Here is a 16970-nt window from a genome sequence, read left to right as displayed (position 1 = left end):
CATGCCGCATCCGTCCAACGAGGGCGTGCGTTCGCACGTCCCTACATCCCGCATCACATCCTCCAATGTCATCCCGCTGCCCACGGCAGCGCCTGAACGCGTTCGTCAGTCGTGGCGCGGTCGCTATCCAAAAACCGTATCTCGCCTCATTGACTTGCGTCGACGCCAGCAGCTGGACGCGCAGACCTCCGCGCCGGGTGAATTCGTGCTGTCACGCCGCCGCGACGGCCGCCTCGAAGCGAGCCTGAATGGCTGTTTCTCGGTCTCGAAGGAAAAACTTCGCAGCGCGCTAAATGCCGCGATGCGAAGTCTCGATGTCGGTGCATGGGATGCGTTATTCGAAGAGGTGGCGGAATGAACAACATTACGAATTCGGCCGCGCCGACCATGTCGAGCCGCGAGATCGCGGAACTGGTCGAGTCGCGTCATGACAAGGTAAAACAATCGATCGAGCGCCTCGCTGAGCGCGGCGTAATTCAACTTCCCCCAATGGGGGAAGTTAAAAACCACTTGGGCCAGACAGTCGCTGAGTACCGGATCTGCAAGCGCGACAGCTATGTGATCGTTGCGCAGCTTTCGCCGGAATTCACCGCGCGTCTGGTCGACCGGTGGCAGGAACTTGAAAATAGCGTCGCCGTTCCCGCGGTGGCCGCGTCGAAGCTCGCCGGCGCAATTGCGATCGCGGAATGTTTTACGCGCTTGCTCAAGCCCTCGGCGTCATGCCAGATGGCGATGCTCGCGCACATTGCAAAGGACTACGGCATTGAGCCGACCTTCCTGCCCGCGTACGCGATCGATGCAGCCCCAGATGCGACCGGCGGCAGTTCGATGCTGACCAAGCCGCTCACAGAGCTGCTCATCGAGCATGGCATCAAGATCCGGCCCCGAACCTATAACCCGCTGCTCGCGGACGCCGGTTTTCTGGCCGAGCGCACGCGCAAGAGCACGTCGAGCCACGCAATAGACGGCATCAAGAAGTTCTGGGTGGTCACGGACGAGGGCCTTCGCTTCGGGAAGAACGTGACGCATCCGAATTGCCCCCGCGAGACGCAACCACACTGGTACGTGGAACGGTTCGCGGAGATGCACTCGATCGTCTCGGCACGGCTTCAGGGAGGCGGCGAGTGAAGCCTTGGACATGGCGCCACGCCATCATCAAATCGCAGCTGCCGTCCACGACGCGTCACGTGCTGCTTACCCTCGCGTGTCATCTGAACGAACTCGGCGAGGACTGTTTCCCGTCAACAGAGCTGCTGGCGGAAGAGACCGGCCTGTCTGAACGATCCGTCTGCACTCATCTCGCAGTCGCCGCAGATCAGGGTTGGTTCGCCACTAAAAAGCATGGTTACGCCGGCAAGAAGTGGAAGCGCCACGAATACTTCCCTCAGATTCCGGATGGTTTCGTTTTGCCATCCAAGGACGATAAAGGCACTGAAGGACGTTCAGTGCCTCGCGCGAAGAAAGTTATCCACAAGGCACTGAATGACGTTCAGTGCCAAATTGATACAGGCACTGAAGGACGTTCAGTGCCTCAAGACGAAGGCACTGAACCTAACGACACGAAGGCACTGAACGACGTTCAGTCTAGTAGTTCAGTTAACCCTACAAAGAAAAGCAGCAGCAACGCGCACGAGGCACTGCCTGTGGACAACTCCAACGCCGAATCGCTGCTGCTGCTTTCGAACGAAGAACCCGACAAACCGCCGGCGGGGAAAATGCATCCGGGCGGTGATCCGCCGTTGACCCTCGACCAGAGCGTTTTGCTCGGCGTGCTGCGTGAACTCGAGGAGAGCCACGGCAAGGGCGGCGGGATCCCGCTTGCCAAAATCCGGTCGCACCTTGCGGCCTGGGCGGCGCGCTCAGTCAAGCCCGACGAACTGCGAGACGCGTATCGGCGCGCTGTGGCGGCGCGTGCGCGCGATAACGACGGCAGGCCAGTGAACGCCGGGTTTCTCGCCCGCTTCGTCGACGAGGTGCTGGCTCCGGCCGCGACTCCCGGCGCCGGTGATGCCGACAGCGGCGCGCCGTGGTACGAGTCGACCGACACTGCCGTGATCGAAGCCCGCGGTGCGGAGCTCGGCGTACGTGCCCGAAAGCATGAAGAGGCGATTGGCGCGTACCGGGTGCTTGTGGTGGCGGCTTCGCGCGAGAAAGCGGCGATCGCATTCGTTCTGGCGGACGCCAGGAAATTCAACGATGAGCGGCTGTACCAGTTCGCCCGCACCCAGTTCGGCGATGCGCTCATGCCCGTGGACGACTACGCGTCATGAGCAAGAACTCACTCCGCTTTCCCGAGAGTGCGATCGCTGGTGGCCGTTTCGGCACCGCGCGTATCAGCGGCGAAATCAGCAGTGCGGCGGCGCGCCTGAATTCGGCCGAGCCGGTCGCGCTTGATACACCGATCGCTCAACTCGTCAGCGGCGCACACAGCCCGCGCAATCGCGACCTCGGTCGCCTTGGTGGCGGAACGATGAACGGGCTGGAAAAGCGTTACGCCGCCCACCTCGACATGCTGCGACATGGGGGCGACGTCCTGTGGTTTCGCTTCGAAGGTCTGAAATTCCGGCTTGCTGACCGCACGTTCTACACGCCCGACTTCGCGGTGATCGTCGCGAGCGGCGCGCTCGAACTGCACGAGTGCAAGGGATTCATGGAGGAAGACGCGAACGTGAAGATCAAGAGCGCGGCTTCGCAATACCCGTTCACGTTCCGGTTGGTGCGTAAGGCAAAAGGCGGCGGCTTCGATATCAGGGAGGTTGGCTAGATGGGCACACTGTGGAGTGAAAAGGAAAAGCGCACGCTGAAGCGCATCTGGAAATCGCCGAAGCCGTTGGATAGCCATATCCACCTGCTGCCGGGACGTTCGGTCGATTGCGCTCGCGCGTATGGGCGAAGCATCGGATTGCCGAAGAAACAGCGCACACATGCCGCGAGCCGCGAGCGGATTGTCCAACTCATGAAAGACAAGGTGGCTCGAACCGGCTCGGAAGTTTCGAAGGCCGTCAATCTGGACAGAAAAACTGTTCGCGATCTGCTCGTGAGCCTGATAGCGCTGGACAAGGTGCATCTGACCGGCGAATACGGTCCTTACAAAGCGGCCTACTACCAGTTTGGGCCGACACCGGCAGGCAAGCCGAAATTGACCCGCGCGCGGCCCGAGCCGCGTGGAGAAGCGCGGCGGCGCGCGATGGCAGAAGCGAAAACCGAAGAGGAGCTGGATCGGCTGCTCGACGCTGCGTATCGAGCGCCGGCCCGCTGGTGGCCGCGCGCTGATCCTGTTGTGATTGCTGCGTTCGGTGCGATGGTGCGCGCGGAGGCTGTGCAGCCATGAAGCGCACCACGCCGCTCGCGCGTACCGGCTTCAAGCGCAAAGTGCCGGGTGTGTTCAAGGCGCAACTCGACCGCACTACGCAAACGCTGATGCGCAAGGTGGCGATCAAGCGCAAGCCACGCAAGCCGAAGTCTGGCGACGATAAGCGGATGCGCGACGCGTGCCGCGACGAGCCGTGCTACCTGCGGATTCCGGGCGTGTGCACGAGCGACCCGAGGAAGAGCGCACCGGCGCACCGCAACGAAGGGAAGGGCATGGGCCTGAAGACTGCCGACTATTTCACTGTGCCGGCCTGCCCTACGTGCCACTACGAATATGACCAGGGCAAACGCTTTCTTCGCGATCACAAGCGGTCACTGTGGAACATGGCGTTCGCTCGGTGGGAGCCGATGCGCGCGACCAAGATGGGACTGGAATCGCAGGAGGCAGCGTAATGCAGGTGTTTGTGAATCTGGCGCTGAAGTCGACTCGCAGCGTGCGCGGCAACCGGGCGTCGACGTTTCACAGTGGATGGTTCACGGTCACGCGGTTGTACGGCCCGGTTCGCGAGTCGTATCTGAGGGGCGAATTGGGTCGCGGCTACATCTGGGCTGACATCGAAATTCCTGACGACTTGCGTGATCACGTTTCGGTCGCCGGCTTCAACGCAGACGGAACGATCCGCGTCCAGGTATGGGCGAACACGCATAGGAAGACGCTGGCGGCGTTTCTCGCCAGTGGTGATCGGGAATGGGACGTGAGGGAGCGGGCAGCATGAACGTTGTCGAACTGACCGGCGCCGACCTCGACTACTGGGTCGCGCGCGCCGAGGGATACGACGCGGAGGTCATCGCCATGCATGGCTGGCGGTACTGCCGCATCGATGTGCCGTATCACGGATACCAGGTGTACGAACCCACGCAGAACGAAATGCTCGCTGCGCGGATCATGCAGAAGCACTTTTATACCGTCGGCCCGGCACCGCTCGAAGATCAGAACGAGCACGGCGGCGCGCTGCGCGTCTGGATGGCCGAAGCGCAGATGAACCCCGGGTTTCATGGCTTGTGCAAGGCCGATTCGCCGTGGGTGGCAATCTGCCGGCTGCGGGTCGCGGAAGCGTTTTGGGGACGTTAGCGGTGTGTTCAGGTGAGCTTTTTCGGGAGCGGAGATGATCAGTCGAGCGAAGCTTGATTCGGAGATCGGGAACTGGGTGCGCTGGTGCTGGAGCGGGCCGGGAGACGCGCCCGAAGGCAGTGGATGCATTTCCGCTGAGTGTTCATATATCGCACCTAGCGATCTGTGCGATGTATCAGAAGACGATCCGCCGGCAGTCGATGTCGACAGCGCTCTGATCGTGCAGGGCGTTTATGACTCAATGTACATGCCGGAGCGCAAGGTAATGCAGGCCGAGTACGTGTGGCGCGAGCGTTACGGTCGCCATCTCGGGATATGGGTTGCGGCCTGCATGATCGATGTTTCCCCGCGGCTGTATTTGCAGTTGCTCGAAACCAACAGGCAAAAAATCAGGAGGGCTTTTGGATGAAATACGCGCGCGAGGTTATGGAATTGATGGGGCGACATCCGCGCCGCTGGTTTCCGATGCGCGAAATCGTGACCTATGTCATCACGCGTGTCCCTGACGTTCAGCGTGACGCTGCACGTCAAGGGGTTTTGCGGGTGCTTGACCGACTACATGAGTGCAAGTCTATTGCGATTCGCAGGCCCATTCGTAAATCTGGCTCAAGCCCGCTGTATCGGTGGCGCAGCCAAAAGCGCGACATGTAGTTGTTGAAAAGCGCGACAGAATCCGCGACATTAGCGCCGGGAAGTTGCGTTTGCAGCAAACGTAGAAGATGAAGCCCGCTAGGTGAAAGCCAGCGGGCTTTTGCAATTTTGAGTGGGCTTTTACTTTTCGGTCTTACAGGACACGCATGAAAATCACCGTGACCGCCGCAACCAGCCCAGTCGCGCAGCCGAGCGGTGTGGCGTTTTCAAGGATCGAATTCGAGCTGTCGCGGGTGGATGGCACCGGGGAGACGGCGTTTTCGATGGTTGATGCGCCTCCTTACGTCGCCGGCTTCGATGTCGATCCGGGGCAATACGCTGTCGTCATTGTTTCGCGCGATACCCGCGGACGGGCGATTGGCGAGATGACGAGGCATTTTGAAGTGGATGCTGGCGGGACGGTGATTTAACGGGGCAAGGGAATGGGCGTCATTCAGGTCAACGTCCGGGGAGACTTCGAGAAGCTGCCGCTGAAACTGCGCATGTTCGCGCGCGACTTGCCCTTTGCTGTTTCGCTGGCTCTGAACGATACCGCGTTCGACGCACGCAAGACGATCCAGGGCGAGACGCTCCCGCAGACGTTCACGCTGCGCAACCGGCGCACGCAGAGTGGCACAAAGGTTGACAAGGCGAGCAAGCAGTCACTCACGGCCACAATTGGTACGGTTGACTGGTGGACCGCTGAGCAGGTCTCAGGTGCGAAGCGTGCGGCTGGCAACGAGGGCCGCGAGAGCGTGATGGTGCAGGGAAGGCCGTATCTGGCGATACCCGCGATCCATAATGCGCCTTCGAAGGTTGTTACGAAATCCCAGCGCGCGAGCGCACTGATCGCGAAGAACAAGGCGTTCGTGGTCAGGCTTCGGAAGTCCGGTCAACTCGCTGTCGTGCGCCGTGAGGGCGGCGAGCGCTATCCGTTGAAGGTGCTCTTCATCCTGAAACCAGTCGTGCAGCAGAAGAAGCGCTTCGAACTGGAAGCGGCGGTCGCAGATGAGGTGCGTCGGCGGTTTGGTGCCCGTCTCCAGAAGAGACTCGCCGATGTCGCCCGCAAGGCGGGCGCGACGTGAAAGAGCCGCCCGACGGGCATTCTGGAGGTTCCATTCAGCGCGCGGCGACCTCGCGGGTCCTTTCAGCGCTGCGGTGCAGCGCGGGATATGCGGCGACCCCCGGTATTTAAGTAATTTTCGGCCCCGAAATGGGGTCAATCACAATCACAATCGCGCTGTTACGCGTTTTGAAACAATCGCGCAGCGCTTTTGTGCATGCGGATTGCAGCGATTAGCGATGCGCGAAAACGTTGTGATCGCATGTGACTTTCGGCCCCTTATTTGTGACTGGCAAACGACAGGCAGAGCGACCGCGAAACAGCAAACCAGATGACACAGCACAGGCGTCCGCCGATTTCGAGGTTTCGGTCCAGTGGCTCGTGGAATTCGGCCCGTATTCATCGCGTGAGCAGATCATCCGGCTCGCGAATGAGGGCGTGACGGTCAAGGCTGCACGCGGTCTGTACCTTGCCGGCCTGAGCCTGCGCAATCTCTATCAGCGCGAGCTGGACAAGGTCAAGGATGCGCAGCTCGACGACGCGGACCCTTACAGGCAGGCGCTGATCGACAACCTGCATGCGAAAACCCGCCTGAACGAACTGGAACTCGCGCGCCTGGAGGGCGAACTGATGCCGGTCTCGGGGCACGTCGAGCAGATGGCCGAGATGGCGAAGTTTTTCGCGACATTCCTCGATACGCTGCCCGATGTGCTGGAGCGTTCCGTCGCCCTCACTGCTGATCAGGTTGCGGAACTGGTCCGGAAGATTACCTCGGTGCGAGCCGATCTCTACAAGAATGCGCTATCTCTCGTCATACCCGATAAACAACCTGTCGAGCGGGCGGCAGGAAGCGGCGGCGACGATGGAGATTCTCCTGCCGCCGAAGCGAAACCGCGTCAGCGAAAGCGCAGTCGAAAACCTGCGGATTAGCACGCCAGGCGGATATGAAGGGCCGTGGGATCCGACCATCACGCCGTATATGGTCGAGCCGATGGACTGCCTGACGCAGCGCGATCTGGAGGCCGTAGCATTTGCCGGCATCGCACAAAGCGGAAAGACGAACGGGCTGGTCGAAGGGTGGATGGTGTATTCGGTTATCGACAGCCCCGCCGACATGATGGTGGTCCACGTGACGCAGGACGACGCCCGCACGTTCAGCCGCGACCGGGTTGACCGTGCAATTGAGGCGAGCCCTGAACTCCGCGCGAGGCTGTCGAAAGGCGGCAACGACGACAACGTATTTGACAAGCTGTTTCGTGCTGGAAACCGGGTGCGCATCGGCTGGCCGACGCCGGGCAAGTTCCGCGGGAAGAACATTCCACGCGTGGCGATGACCGACTACGACGGCTATCCGCCAGACGTCGGAGGTGAGGGTGGCGCATGGGTGCTCGCGAAGAAGCGCACGACGTCGTTCATGTCCGGCGGCATGACGCTCGCCGAGAGTTCGCCCGGTTTCGAGATCACCGATACGGACTGGAAGCCGTCAACCGAACACGAAGCACCGCCGTGCGACGGAATTCTCGCGCTGTATAACAGCGGCGACCGGCGGCGCTGGTATTGGACTTGCGGGCACTGCGATGAGCTGTTCGAGGCCTTCAGCTGGCCGGAGCATCCGAAGAGCATCCTGCATTGGGATACATCGATTGAGGATCCGGAGATCGCCGGGCAGACTGCGCACGTGATCTGCCCGCATTGCGGAGTCGTCATCGACGAATCGAAGAAGGCGTCGATGAACCGGGCCGGAAAATGGCTCGCGGAGAACTGGCGCACCGGCAATCCGCGTACCTCGAAGACGGCTTCATTCTGGATGTTCGGCGTGGCCGCGGCGTTCCAGTCCTGGTCAAGCCTCGTTTCGAACTACCTCAAAGCGAAGCAGGTCGAGCAGGTTACCGGCAACTGGCGAACGTTGAAGGCAACGTTGAACGTCGACTGGGGCGTGCCGTACGCGGCGCCGCAAACGGCCGTGGCCGCTGACCCGGACGTCTACGAGGCGCGGGCGGAGCAGGCGAGCAAACGCAGGATCTGGGGCGATGTCCGCTTCCTCACGATGGCGATCGACCAGCAGAAACATCGGTTCGTGGTGCAGGTGCTGGGCTGGGGGCCGGACGGCGAGCGCTGGGTCGTGGATCGCTTCAACGTCACCGAGTCAGACAGACTGGGTGAAGATGGCAAGCCGTTGCGGATCGAGCCCTTCACCCACGCGGAAGACTGGAGTCAGCTCGACAGGATCATCGATCGGCAATATCAGACCGACGATGGAGCGGTGCTGGAACCACGGATGGTGGTGATCGATTCTGGCGGGATGGATTCCGCTACGGAAAACGCCTATGCGTACTGGCGCAGGCTGCATCGGCTTGGCAGAGCTGAGCGCGTGATGCTGATCAAGGGCGGTTCGAACCGCAACGCACCGCGATACGAGCGATCGCGCCCGGAAGCGAAGCGCTCGGGCGTGCCGCTCTACATCCTGAATGTCGATCAACTGAAGGATGAAGTGGACCGGTCTCTCAGCCGGGAGGGACCGGGGGCGGGCTACATCCACTTCCCGAACTGGCTGGGACCGTGGTTCTACAAGGAACTGACGGCTGAAGTCCGCACACCCGCCGGCTGGCGCCGGCGCAACAAGCAGCAGGGCAACGAGGCACTCGATCTGCTCGTCTACAACCTCGCCGCGTACCTGGTGCTGAACGGCGAATTCATCGACTGGAAAAAACCGCCTTCGTGGGCACGGCCGCTCTCCGAGCAGGCCGGGGCGCGCGAGGATGAGTATTCCTCCTTCGCAGCCATCGGCAGGAAAATGAACTCATGAGCGATACAACGCTTCCGACGTGTGGGCAGATGCTCGCGGACGCCATCAAGGCGTACCTCGCGTTGATGAACGGCAAGCGCGAGGTCGTCACGGTCAAGTCTCTCGGCGCCGAGACGCAGTATGGCCGGCGTGACGGGCCTGCGCTGCTCGCGCTGATCCGCAACCTGAATCAGCGTTGCCCGTGCGAGCAGAGCCTGGCGATCCTCGGCTATCCGCGCAGCCGCGCGCCGATGCGGCCGGTTTATATCGATCACGGATGGGCGGGTGGCGTGCCCGTGCGTCGCGGGCCGCTATGAGTGGGGGCGACAACCAGATCGTCGACCTGAACGGCGCGCCGATCTTCAGCAGCGGGAACCGCCTTTCGCCAGGCGCGGCGGCATGGAAGGCAGGCTCATTCGCGAACCGTGAGCTGGCGCACTGGCGGCCGGCGCTGCGCAGCGCTGATCGCGACATGCTTGCGGAAAAGGGCATCGTCGAGGGGCGCGCCCACGATCTTTCGCGCAATAACGGCTATGCACGCGGGGCGCTGCAGAGTTCGCGGGACAAGGTGGTCGGCGCGAAGTACCGTTTGCAGATCAAGCCGGACTACCGCGTGATCGGCATCGACTTCGATGCTGCGAACGAATGGGCGTCGGCGGTTGAGCATGAATTCATGCTTTACGCGGAGGATCCCGAGTGCCTGATCGACGCGACGCGACGCCGGACGTTCACGCAGATCCTGCGCGAATGCGTCGGTACCGAGATGCTGCAGGGCGAGGCGGTGATGTCGCGCGAGTGGCGGCCCAGCTATGCCGGGTATTCGACATGTTTTCGCACAATTGAGCCGGAGCGCCTGTGCAATCCCAAGGGCGCGATGAACACCGACAGGCTTCGCGGTGGTGTCGAGCTCGACCGATGGGGCGCCGCGAGTGCGTACTGGGTCCGCACACGGCACCTGAGCGACATTTTCAGCGTGGTGGGGCAGTTCGAGTGGGATCGCTATCCGATCCGAAACCGCTTCGGTGATCTGAACATCATCCATGTGTTTGAGCCGGAGCGGCCCAACCAGACGCGCGGATTTTCGCAGTTCGCGTCCATCATCCAGAAGATGAAGATGATGGACCGCTTCGAGGACCTGGAGATGGAGGCGGCCATCATCGCAACGACCTACGCGATGGCGATCCGCTCTGAATTCGGTCCCCGGGCGGCGCAGGAGGCAATCGGTGGATTCAGGCAGCAACTGCTCGACTATATGGGGGCGCGCAACGAGTTTTACGGTGATCGCGACATCGCGTTCGACGGGGTGAAAATTCCGTTCCTGTTCCCGAACGAGAGTATCGAGTTCACGACGCCGAATCATCCGAACGCGAACGCGGATTCGTTTCACGCGTGGATGCTACGGCACTGCGCGCGTGGCACGAACACGAGTTACGAGGAAATCTCGGGCGACTTCTCCCGGGTAACGTACAGCAGCGCGCGCGCGGCAATCGATATTTCGTGGAAGTACGTGACGGGCAAGCGCGCGGGGTTTGTTAACCGTCTCGCGTCACTCATGCTGCGTGCGTGGTGCGATGAGGCAATCATGCGCGGCCGTATCACCCCGCCCGCCGGCGTCGACTACTGGCAGAACCGGGCGGCGCTGACCAATGCCGAGTGGATCGGTTCCGGCAAGATGGTGATCGACGATCTGAAAGCGGCGCGCGCGAACCAGTTGCGCATTGCCACACACGAGTCGACGCTTTCCGATATCTGTGCGGACAATGGCGATAACTGGGAAGACCAGATCGAGCAGGCGGCCCGCGAGCAACGTCTGATGGAGGAGTTGAACGTTGCGCCGCCTGCGCTACCTACCGCCTCGGGTGGCGTGGGTGGCGTGGGTGGTTCAGGCGGCAATGGCGGCAATGGCGGCAATGGCGGTGGGCATAGCGGCGTCGTCGACGATGCGGAAGATGGCGACGGCGAGAGCGGAAACAGCAACGGCCCCGATCAACCGGACCGGACGGAATGAACAACTATCCCCATATTGTCGCGCGTGCGCTAAACCGGCCGCTGCTGGTCGAGCCAGGCTACGCGCGAGTTTTCTTTTCGGCGCTTGCGCCACGTCTGCAGATCGACACGCTGACGACGGTCGAGCAGGAGACGCTCGACGGCAATGCAATGGCGGGCGCGCTAAAGGCTTACGACCGTGCGAGTGGCTGGCGTGCCTACCAGGTGGTCAACGGCGTCGCCGTGATCCCTGTGAACGGCACCCTCGTGCACAAGAACATGGCGCTCAATCCGGTATCGGGCATGCAGGGGTACGACGGCATCGAGGCGAAGCTCGACGGCGCACTCGCCGATCCGGAGGTGCGCGGCATCCTGTTCGACATGAATACGCCGGGCGGCGAAGTCTCCGGGGTGCATGACCTCGCCGCGAAAATCACTGCCTCGACGAAACCGGTGTGGGCGCACGCGAACGAGCTGGCAGCGAGCGCCGGCTACTGGATCGCGAGCGCGGCTGACCGTGTGGTGCTGTCGGAGACAGCCGAAGTCGGCAGCATTGGTGTGCTGATGGCACACGCCGATTATTCGAAAGCGCTGCAGGATGACGGCATCAACGTCACGTTGATCCACGCCGGTGCGCACAAGGTTGATGGCAACCCGTACGAGCCGTTGCCCGAGGATGTGCGCGACACGTTCAAGGCGGAGATCGAGGAACTGCGCAGTCTCTTCGCGCAGGCTGTCGCGACTGGCCGCGCGAGGACTGATGGCGGCCGCGGGATGAGTGTGCAGGCGGTGCTCGACACCGAGGCTCGTATCTATCGTGGGCAGCAGGCTGTGGAGGCAGGTCTTGCCGACGCGGTGATGCCCTTCTCTGAAGCGCTCGACGCGTTTTCCAGACAACTCTCGACAAGGAGTCGAATCATGAGTATCGAACAGGCTCGCGCCGACGCGCCGGGTGCAGACGTGATCGCGCGGGCGGATGCCTCGCGCATGGCCGAGCAGGCACGCGAGGAAGGGGTGCGAGCCGGCGCGGAAGCCGGGGCCAGTGCTGAGCGCGAACGGATCGCCGCGATTCTGGGCCATGCCGAAGCCGCAGGCCGTCAGAATTCGGCACGAACGCTGGCACTCACCCCCGGCATGTCGCCGGAAACGGCTGCCACGCTGCTCGCCGGCCTGCCGGTGGAAGGCGCGGGCCGCTCGCTCGAGCAGCTTGCCGAAACCGCGAACGTGAGACACGACGCATCATCATCGTCGTCGGAGGCGAAGGGGGCCGACTTCAAGCAACGCACCGCAGAACTGTGGAAGGCCCACGGCCACCGCGCCGCGTGATCTTCGGATCGACCACTACCAGGGAGTCAGACATGAACTTTTACCCGGAACGCGATCCGGCGCTCGTTGATATCACGCAGGCTGGCAGTATGCGCGTGAGCTTCTCGCCGGATCAGCTCATCGCGAGCAACGACATCTCGTTTGCCGAGGTGTTCATTGCTCCCGCAGTGGCTTATCAGCGGGGAGCGCTGCTTGCATTCGATGAGGTGACGAACACCGCACAACCCGCCGCTGCCGCGAGCGATGTCGTGATGATTTGCCCGTTCACGATCACCGCCGAGCAGGCGAGCGCGCAGCAAGGTCTGCACATGCAGGTCTATTGCGAAGGCACGTTTAACGAAGATGCGCTCCTGCTCGCGGGGGCGCCGCTCTCCGACGCCGATCTCGTGACGGTCAAGGGCAGGTTCAATGCGGGAGGCAACATCCGCCTGCGCAAGATGACCTGACCGTATCCGTTGCCATCAGGAAGCCGTCATACGGGCGGCTTTTTTGTTTCCGAGGGGCTGCCAGTTGCGCAGCCCTTTTCTTTTCAGGGAGGGCGCATGGACGCGCTGAGTCTTTACGACACCGCGGAGCTGCTGCAGCTCATCGAGACGGTGTTCGAGCCGGAGCAATTTCTGGTCAATCGCTTTTTTCCGACGGTTCACGAGTCGACGACGACGCAGATCCTGTTCGATCGTTTCACCGAAAACGAATCGATTGCACCGTTTGTCTCGCCGAACGTCGCCGGCCGGCCGATGAGGCGTGAGGGCCGCTTCACGGATGCGTTCCGTCCGGCGTACGTGAAGCCGAAAATGACGATCACGCCGGACGATGCGTTTCGCCGGGCGGCGGGCGAGCAGGTGGGCGTCGGTACGATGAGTGCTCAGGAACGCTTCGATATTGCCGTGATGATGGGGCTGCAAAAGCAGCTTCGCTCCATCGAGCGTCGTCTTGAGTGGATGGCGGCATCCGCGCTCACACGCAGTTCGGTCACCGTGGTCGGAGACGGCTATCCATCGGTGACCGTGGACTTTGCGCGCAACCCGTCGCACACGATCGAGCTGCTCGGTGACGACGCGTGGTCGAACCCCAACGTCGAGATCGGCGACGATCTTGAAGACTGGTCGATGCTCGTTCTCGAAGCGACTGGCGCGGCGGCGACCGATGTGATCATGACGCCGGACGTGTGGCGGGTGCTGATGCGGAATTCGAATTTCCGCGAGTTGTTCAAGACGTTCCAGAGCCTGGGTGGCTCGCTGCCTGGCATCTTGCCGGCTGTGCAGAAGCGCAACCTCTACAAGGGGCAGTTCGGCAGCTTCCACCTGTGGGTCTATCAGGACTGGTCCCGCGACGAAGACGGCGTGAAGCATAAGTACATGCCGCCCGGGACCGTGACGATGGTCGCGGCCGGTGAGACCGGGGTGGCGGGCGTACAGGCGTTCGGTGCGATCCAGGACATCCGGGCGCTTCAGCCGATGCGCTGGTTCCCGAAGATGTTCGAGCAGGACGATCCGTCCGCGCTGGTCCTGCTCACCCAGTCGGCGCCGCTGCTTATTCCGGTGCGTCCCGACGCGACTGTCTCGGTGCAGGTGCTGCCGCCGGCTGACGAGATGGGCGAAGAGGAAGCAGACGAAGCGCCCTGAAACAAGCCTTTCTGATATGGAGAATCCATGAAACTGACTGCCAAATGCCGCATCAAGATTTGCGGCGAATATGTGCTGCCTGGCGAGACGCTGGAAGTTGATGAGTCGGTCGCGACAGGTCTGATCGCCCGCGGTCGCGCGGAAAAGGCCACGGCCGTGTCCATGCGTCCGAAGAAGACGGACGAGCCCGGAAAGATCACCGTCAAGGCAACCGAGACAAAGACCGCCCGGGCGGCAGGCGACCCGGGCAAGGCGTCGTAATGCCCACTCAATGGCTGCCGGATGGCTATACGAGCCCCTGGCAGGAGAACTTCGACGAGGCGGTGCGCGACCAGATTGCGGAGTACGGCGAATGGGTCGAGCACCGGCCATTCGGTGCGCCACCAGAATGGGTGTTCCTGCACTTCGTCGCACCGCAGGACAACATCGGTCTGGGTGGGGGCATCGAGATCGCGGAGCGCAACCCAGAGCTGCGCGGTATTGATTCGGATTTCGCAACGCCTGTGCGTCAGTACGACCAGATCTCCGCCGGTCATCCGCGTAACGGCCAGGGGTCGATGGTTGTGGTGCGTGGGGTGATCTACGAGGTGCGCAATCCGCAGCGCAGTGCTTACGGCGAGATCCGCATCGACATCGTGGATTCGGGCCGGCGCGACGAGACGTTCGCGGCCCGTCGTGCGGCATTCCTGCAGGGGCAGTCTGATGCTTAAACGCACGCTTATCCGGCAGGCGGTCGTGCAGATCCTGCTCGACCCGGCGACCGCGCTCACGAGCGGCTCATGTGAAACAGGGCTGACCGCCGCATTGGACCGGGTCTATGACAGCCCGTCTGATCCATGGCAGGTCGCCGCGGATCTGGGCGTGCCAACCTTGATCGCCGTGTACACCGGGGATGAGACCGGCGACCAGGGCAATAGCGACTCGGGCGACCAGAGCGCGCACGTCGAAATGGAACTGGCCATCGAGATGTATGCCGCTGGCCAGACTGATTTCGCTACCGAGGCGCTGCTCGACGAACTCGAGGAGCAGGTTCGCCGCAAGGTGTTCTTCGACGATCGCTTTTACAACCTTCGCATCGTCGATGAAACCGGCCGACAGGTCGCGCATGAACCCCTTGTCCATTCGATCCGCGGCTATCAGTCGAGGCGCACGTTCAGTTCGGCGGGCGAGCGGCGCGCGGGCGTTCGCATGCTTGCGATCACGGTCAGGTACGTAGAGAACTGTCTGCCGCCCGAGATCATTACGGGCGCGTGCCTCGCTCCGCCGACGCTGCACTGCATGAAGTCCGCCGTGATTGTCGGCACGCAGGCTGTCCCGTTCGGTATGCACTACGCGGACGTACCAGTCGGCATCTCGGTGTCCACCTGAAGGGAGTGAATGATGGAAATCATCAAGGTCCGGCCGCTGCGGGGTGACGTGCTCATGCCCGAACGCGGCTTCCGGAAGATGAAGGGGGCGGGCGAGCGCGTACCGCGCAACACCTACTACGAAAACCTGCTGCGCTTTGGCGACATCGCGCAGGAGCCGGTGACGAAAGCCGCGAAGAAGCGGGTGAGCCCCGCGAACGCGGCAGCCGGAACGGACACGGAGGCGAACTGATGTCTGATCTTGCGATTACGGGCGTGCCCGATGGCGTGCGCGTGCCGTTCCTCTATTTCGGCGTCGACAATTCGAAGGCCAGCTACTTTCAGGCGTCCGAGCGCGTGCTGCTGATCGGCCAGCGTCTGCCTGATGGCACCGCGCCGGCAGGCGCACCCGTGCAGATCTTCGGTAACGAGGACGCGCTTTTCGGGGCGGGGTCGATGCTGGCTGACATGGCGCGCATCGTGCGCCTGAAGAGCGGCTTTGCTGAAATGTGGGCGCTGCCGCTTGACGACGCCGCGGCGGGCGTAGCCGGAACGTGGACCGTGACCGTCGATGTCGACGCAAGCGCGCTGACGGTCGCCGGCAGCGTGGGCATCCATATCGGCGGCTTCCGGTGTGCGGCGGCGGTGCTGCCCGGCGATGAGCCGCAGGATATCGCCCAGGCGCTGGCCGATGCGATCAACGCAGACTCGCACGCGAAGGTGCTCGCTGCTGCCGACGACGGCGTGATTACGCTCACCGCGAATCACAAGGGACTCACAGCTGGCCAGATCGATGTGCGCGTGACATACAACGGTGTGGGTGCGCCCGTCGCCGGGGTGACCCTCACGGTTGCGCAAACGCAGATGGGGACGGAAAACCCGGCGCTCAGCGCCGCACTCGCGACGCTCGCGGACGAGCCCTACAAGTGGGTGGCGCTGCCCTACACGGACGCCTTGAGTCTCACGACGATGCGCCGGTTCTTTGACGACCAGAACGGCCGGTGGGCGGCAATGCGAATGATCTACGGTCACGCGTTCAGCGCGCGCACGACCGACTCGCCCGCGCTGCTCGTGCAGTTCGGCGGCACGGTGAACGACCAGCATCTGTCCGTGCTCGGCATCTACGGCACGCCCAGCGCACCGTGGGAGGTAGCCGCGGCGCTCGCCGCCTATGGGCTCGTTCACCTGTCCGATGCGCCAGAGCTATCCCGACCGGAACAGACACTCGAACTGCCCGGCATCTTTGCGCCCGAAGTCCCGGATCGCTTCGACCGGACGGTGCGGCAAACGCTGTACTACCGGGGCATCGGTGGCTATACCGTCACTCAGGAGGGTGCGGTACGGCTGGACCGACTGCTGACGACGTATCAGGTCAACGGCCTGGGCATCGCGGATACGTCCTTTCTGGACGTCACCACGCTTGCGCAGCTCATGTACTTCATCGAGTACGTGAACAACGGGATCGCAACTGCATTTCCGCGCGTGTCGCTCAAGGATGACGGTAATCCTGTTTTCCCGGGCCAGTTCGCCGTGACGCCAGGGCGCATCAGGACCTACGTGATCGGGCTCGCCGATCACCTCGCCAATGCGAACGTGATCGAGAACGTGGACCGGTTTGCCGACCTGCTCGTGGTAGCGCGGGACAGCACCGATCCGAACTGCGTGAACATGATCCTCCCGCCAGATTTCGTGAACCAGTGGCGCATTGGCAAGATTCTCGTGCAGTTCTACAACCAGTATCCGGCAACGACCTGAGCGTCGCCTG

Annotated in this window: 24 protein-coding genes; all 24 read left to right on the top strand. The window is 62.4% G+C overall.

Features of this window, described 5'->3' with window-relative positions; all coding sequences use genetic code 11:
- Position 1 precedes the first annotated feature (1 nt).
- The 24 genes from HWY30_RS09535 to HWY30_RS09420 all read left to right on the top strand — a co-directional run bounded on the left by HWY30_RS09535 (position 2) and on the right by HWY30_RS09420 (position 16960).
- The gene (locus HWY30_RS09535) at positions 2–358 is read left to right on the top strand and encodes a hypothetical protein (RefSeq protein WP_143037245.1); all 357 of its coding nucleotides are present in this window, start codon (positions 2–4) and stop codon (positions 356–358) included.
- On the top strand, positions 355–1128 hold the full coding sequence (locus tag HWY30_RS41530) for a Rha family transcriptional regulator (RefSeq protein ID WP_244144852.1): 774 nt from the start codon (positions 355–357) through the stop codon (positions 1126–1128). Before HWY30_RS09535 ends, HWY30_RS41530 begins: the two co-directional genes overlap by 4 nt.
- Positions 1125–2270, top strand: coding sequence for a helix-turn-helix domain-containing protein (locus tag HWY30_RS09525; RefSeq protein WP_167368740.1), 1146 nt, complete (start codon positions 1125–1127; stop codon positions 2268–2270). The genes HWY30_RS41530 and HWY30_RS09525 overlap by 4 nt, the downstream gene beginning before the upstream one ends.
- Positions 2267–2764, top strand: coding sequence for a DUF1064 domain-containing protein (locus HWY30_RS41525; RefSeq protein WP_244144851.1), 498 nt, complete (start codon positions 2267–2269; stop codon positions 2762–2764). Before HWY30_RS09525 ends, HWY30_RS41525 begins: the two co-directional genes overlap by 4 nt.
- Positions 2765–2956: 192 nt before the next feature.
- Positions 2957–3331, top strand: coding sequence for a hypothetical protein (locus tag HWY30_RS09515; protein WP_143037247.1), 375 nt, complete (start codon positions 2957–2959; stop codon positions 3329–3331).
- Positions 3328–3765, top strand: a complete 438-nt coding sequence (locus HWY30_RS09510; RefSeq protein WP_090808618.1) for a nuclease domain-containing protein — start codon at positions 3328–3330, stop codon at positions 3763–3765. The genes HWY30_RS09515 and HWY30_RS09510 overlap by 4 nt, the downstream gene beginning before the upstream one ends.
- Positions 3765–4088, top strand: coding sequence for a hypothetical protein (locus HWY30_RS09505; RefSeq protein ID WP_143037248.1), 324 nt, complete (start codon positions 3765–3767; stop codon positions 4086–4088). Before HWY30_RS09510 ends, HWY30_RS09505 begins: the two co-directional genes overlap by 1 nt.
- A complete protein-coding gene (locus HWY30_RS09500) occupies positions 4085–4444 on the top strand; it encodes a phage protein NinX family protein (RefSeq protein WP_167368741.1) in 360 nt (119 codons plus the stop codon). The genes HWY30_RS09505 and HWY30_RS09500 overlap by 4 nt, the downstream gene beginning before the upstream one ends.
- Before the next feature lie 34 nt (positions 4445–4478).
- Entirely contained in the window at positions 4479–4853 is a 375-nt protein-coding gene (locus tag HWY30_RS09495; protein WP_090808622.1) for a hypothetical protein, read from the top strand.
- Positions 4850–5095 carry a hypothetical protein gene (locus tag HWY30_RS09490; RefSeq protein ID WP_143037249.1) on the top strand — a complete coding sequence of 82 codons (246 nt, stop codon included), beginning with the start codon at positions 4850–4852 and terminating at the stop codon, positions 5093–5095. The genes HWY30_RS09495 and HWY30_RS09490 overlap by 4 nt, the downstream gene beginning before the upstream one ends.
- Positions 5096–5241: 146 nt before the next feature.
- Positions 5242–5505, top strand: a complete 264-nt coding sequence (locus HWY30_RS09485) for a hypothetical protein (RefSeq protein ID WP_090808624.1) — start codon at positions 5242–5244, stop codon at positions 5503–5505.
- A gap of 12 nt (positions 5506–5517) precedes the next feature.
- A complete protein-coding gene (locus tag HWY30_RS09480; protein ID WP_090808626.1) occupies positions 5518–6159 on the top strand; it encodes a hypothetical protein in 642 nt (213 codons plus the stop codon).
- A gap of 359 nt (positions 6160–6518) precedes the next feature.
- On the top strand, positions 6519–7067 hold the full coding sequence (locus HWY30_RS09475; RefSeq protein WP_090808628.1) for a DUF1441 family protein: 549 nt from the start codon (positions 6519–6521) through the stop codon (positions 7065–7067).
- A complete protein-coding gene (locus HWY30_RS09470) occupies positions 7000–8943 on the top strand; it encodes a phage terminase large subunit family protein (protein ID WP_167368742.1) in 1944 nt (647 codons plus the stop codon). The genes HWY30_RS09475 and HWY30_RS09470 overlap by 68 nt, the downstream gene beginning before the upstream one ends.
- Positions 8940–9239, top strand: coding sequence for a hypothetical protein (locus tag HWY30_RS09465; RefSeq protein ID WP_090808632.1), 300 nt, complete (start codon positions 8940–8942; stop codon positions 9237–9239). The genes HWY30_RS09470 and HWY30_RS09465 overlap by 4 nt, the downstream gene beginning before the upstream one ends.
- Complete coding sequence (locus tag HWY30_RS09460; RefSeq protein ID WP_167368743.1) at positions 9236–10930, top strand: phage portal protein; 1695 nt, start codon at positions 9236–9238, stop codon at positions 10928–10930. Before HWY30_RS09465 ends, HWY30_RS09460 begins: the two co-directional genes overlap by 4 nt.
- Entirely contained in the window at positions 10927–12234 is a 1308-nt protein-coding gene (locus HWY30_RS09455; protein WP_090808636.1) for a S49 family peptidase, read from the top strand. Before HWY30_RS09460 ends, HWY30_RS09455 begins: the two co-directional genes overlap by 4 nt.
- 32 nt (positions 12235–12266) lie before the next feature.
- Positions 12267–12680: a hypothetical protein gene (locus tag HWY30_RS09450; RefSeq protein ID WP_090808638.1), complete on the top strand. Its 414-nt coding sequence runs from the start codon at positions 12267–12269 to the stop codon at positions 12678–12680.
- A gap of 96 nt (positions 12681–12776) precedes the next feature.
- Positions 12777–13859, top strand: a complete 1083-nt coding sequence (locus tag HWY30_RS09445; protein ID WP_090808640.1) for a major capsid protein — start codon at positions 12777–12779, stop codon at positions 13857–13859.
- Between the two features lie 27 nt (positions 13860–13886).
- Entirely contained in the window at positions 13887–14120 is a 234-nt protein-coding gene (locus HWY30_RS09440; RefSeq protein WP_090808642.1) for a hypothetical protein, read from the top strand.
- Positions 14120–14569, top strand: a complete 450-nt coding sequence (locus HWY30_RS09435) for a hypothetical protein (protein ID WP_090808644.1) — start codon at positions 14120–14122, stop codon at positions 14567–14569. The genes HWY30_RS09440 and HWY30_RS09435 overlap by 1 nt, the downstream gene beginning before the upstream one ends.
- The gene (locus HWY30_RS09430; protein ID WP_090808646.1) at positions 14562–15227 is read left to right on the top strand and encodes a hypothetical protein; all 666 of its coding nucleotides are present in this window, start codon (positions 14562–14564) and stop codon (positions 15225–15227) included. The genes HWY30_RS09435 and HWY30_RS09430 overlap by 8 nt, the downstream gene beginning before the upstream one ends.
- 12 nt (positions 15228–15239) lie before the next feature.
- A complete protein-coding gene (locus tag HWY30_RS09425; protein ID WP_090808648.1) occupies positions 15240–15458 on the top strand; it encodes a hypothetical protein in 219 nt (72 codons plus the stop codon).
- A complete protein-coding gene (locus tag HWY30_RS09420; protein WP_090808649.1) occupies positions 15458–16960 on the top strand; it encodes a phage tail sheath subtilisin-like domain-containing protein in 1503 nt (500 codons plus the stop codon). Before HWY30_RS09425 ends, HWY30_RS09420 begins: the two co-directional genes overlap by 1 nt.
- Positions 16961–16970 lie beyond the last annotated feature (10 nt).

It is taken from the genome of Paraburkholderia tuberum STM678 (assembly GCF_902833905.1).
Lineage (GTDB): Bacteria > Pseudomonadota > Gammaproteobacteria > Burkholderiales > Burkholderiaceae > Paraburkholderia > Paraburkholderia tuberum.
Note: the sequence above shows the minus strand (reverse complement) of the source record. Positions and strands in the feature narration are given on the sequence as shown.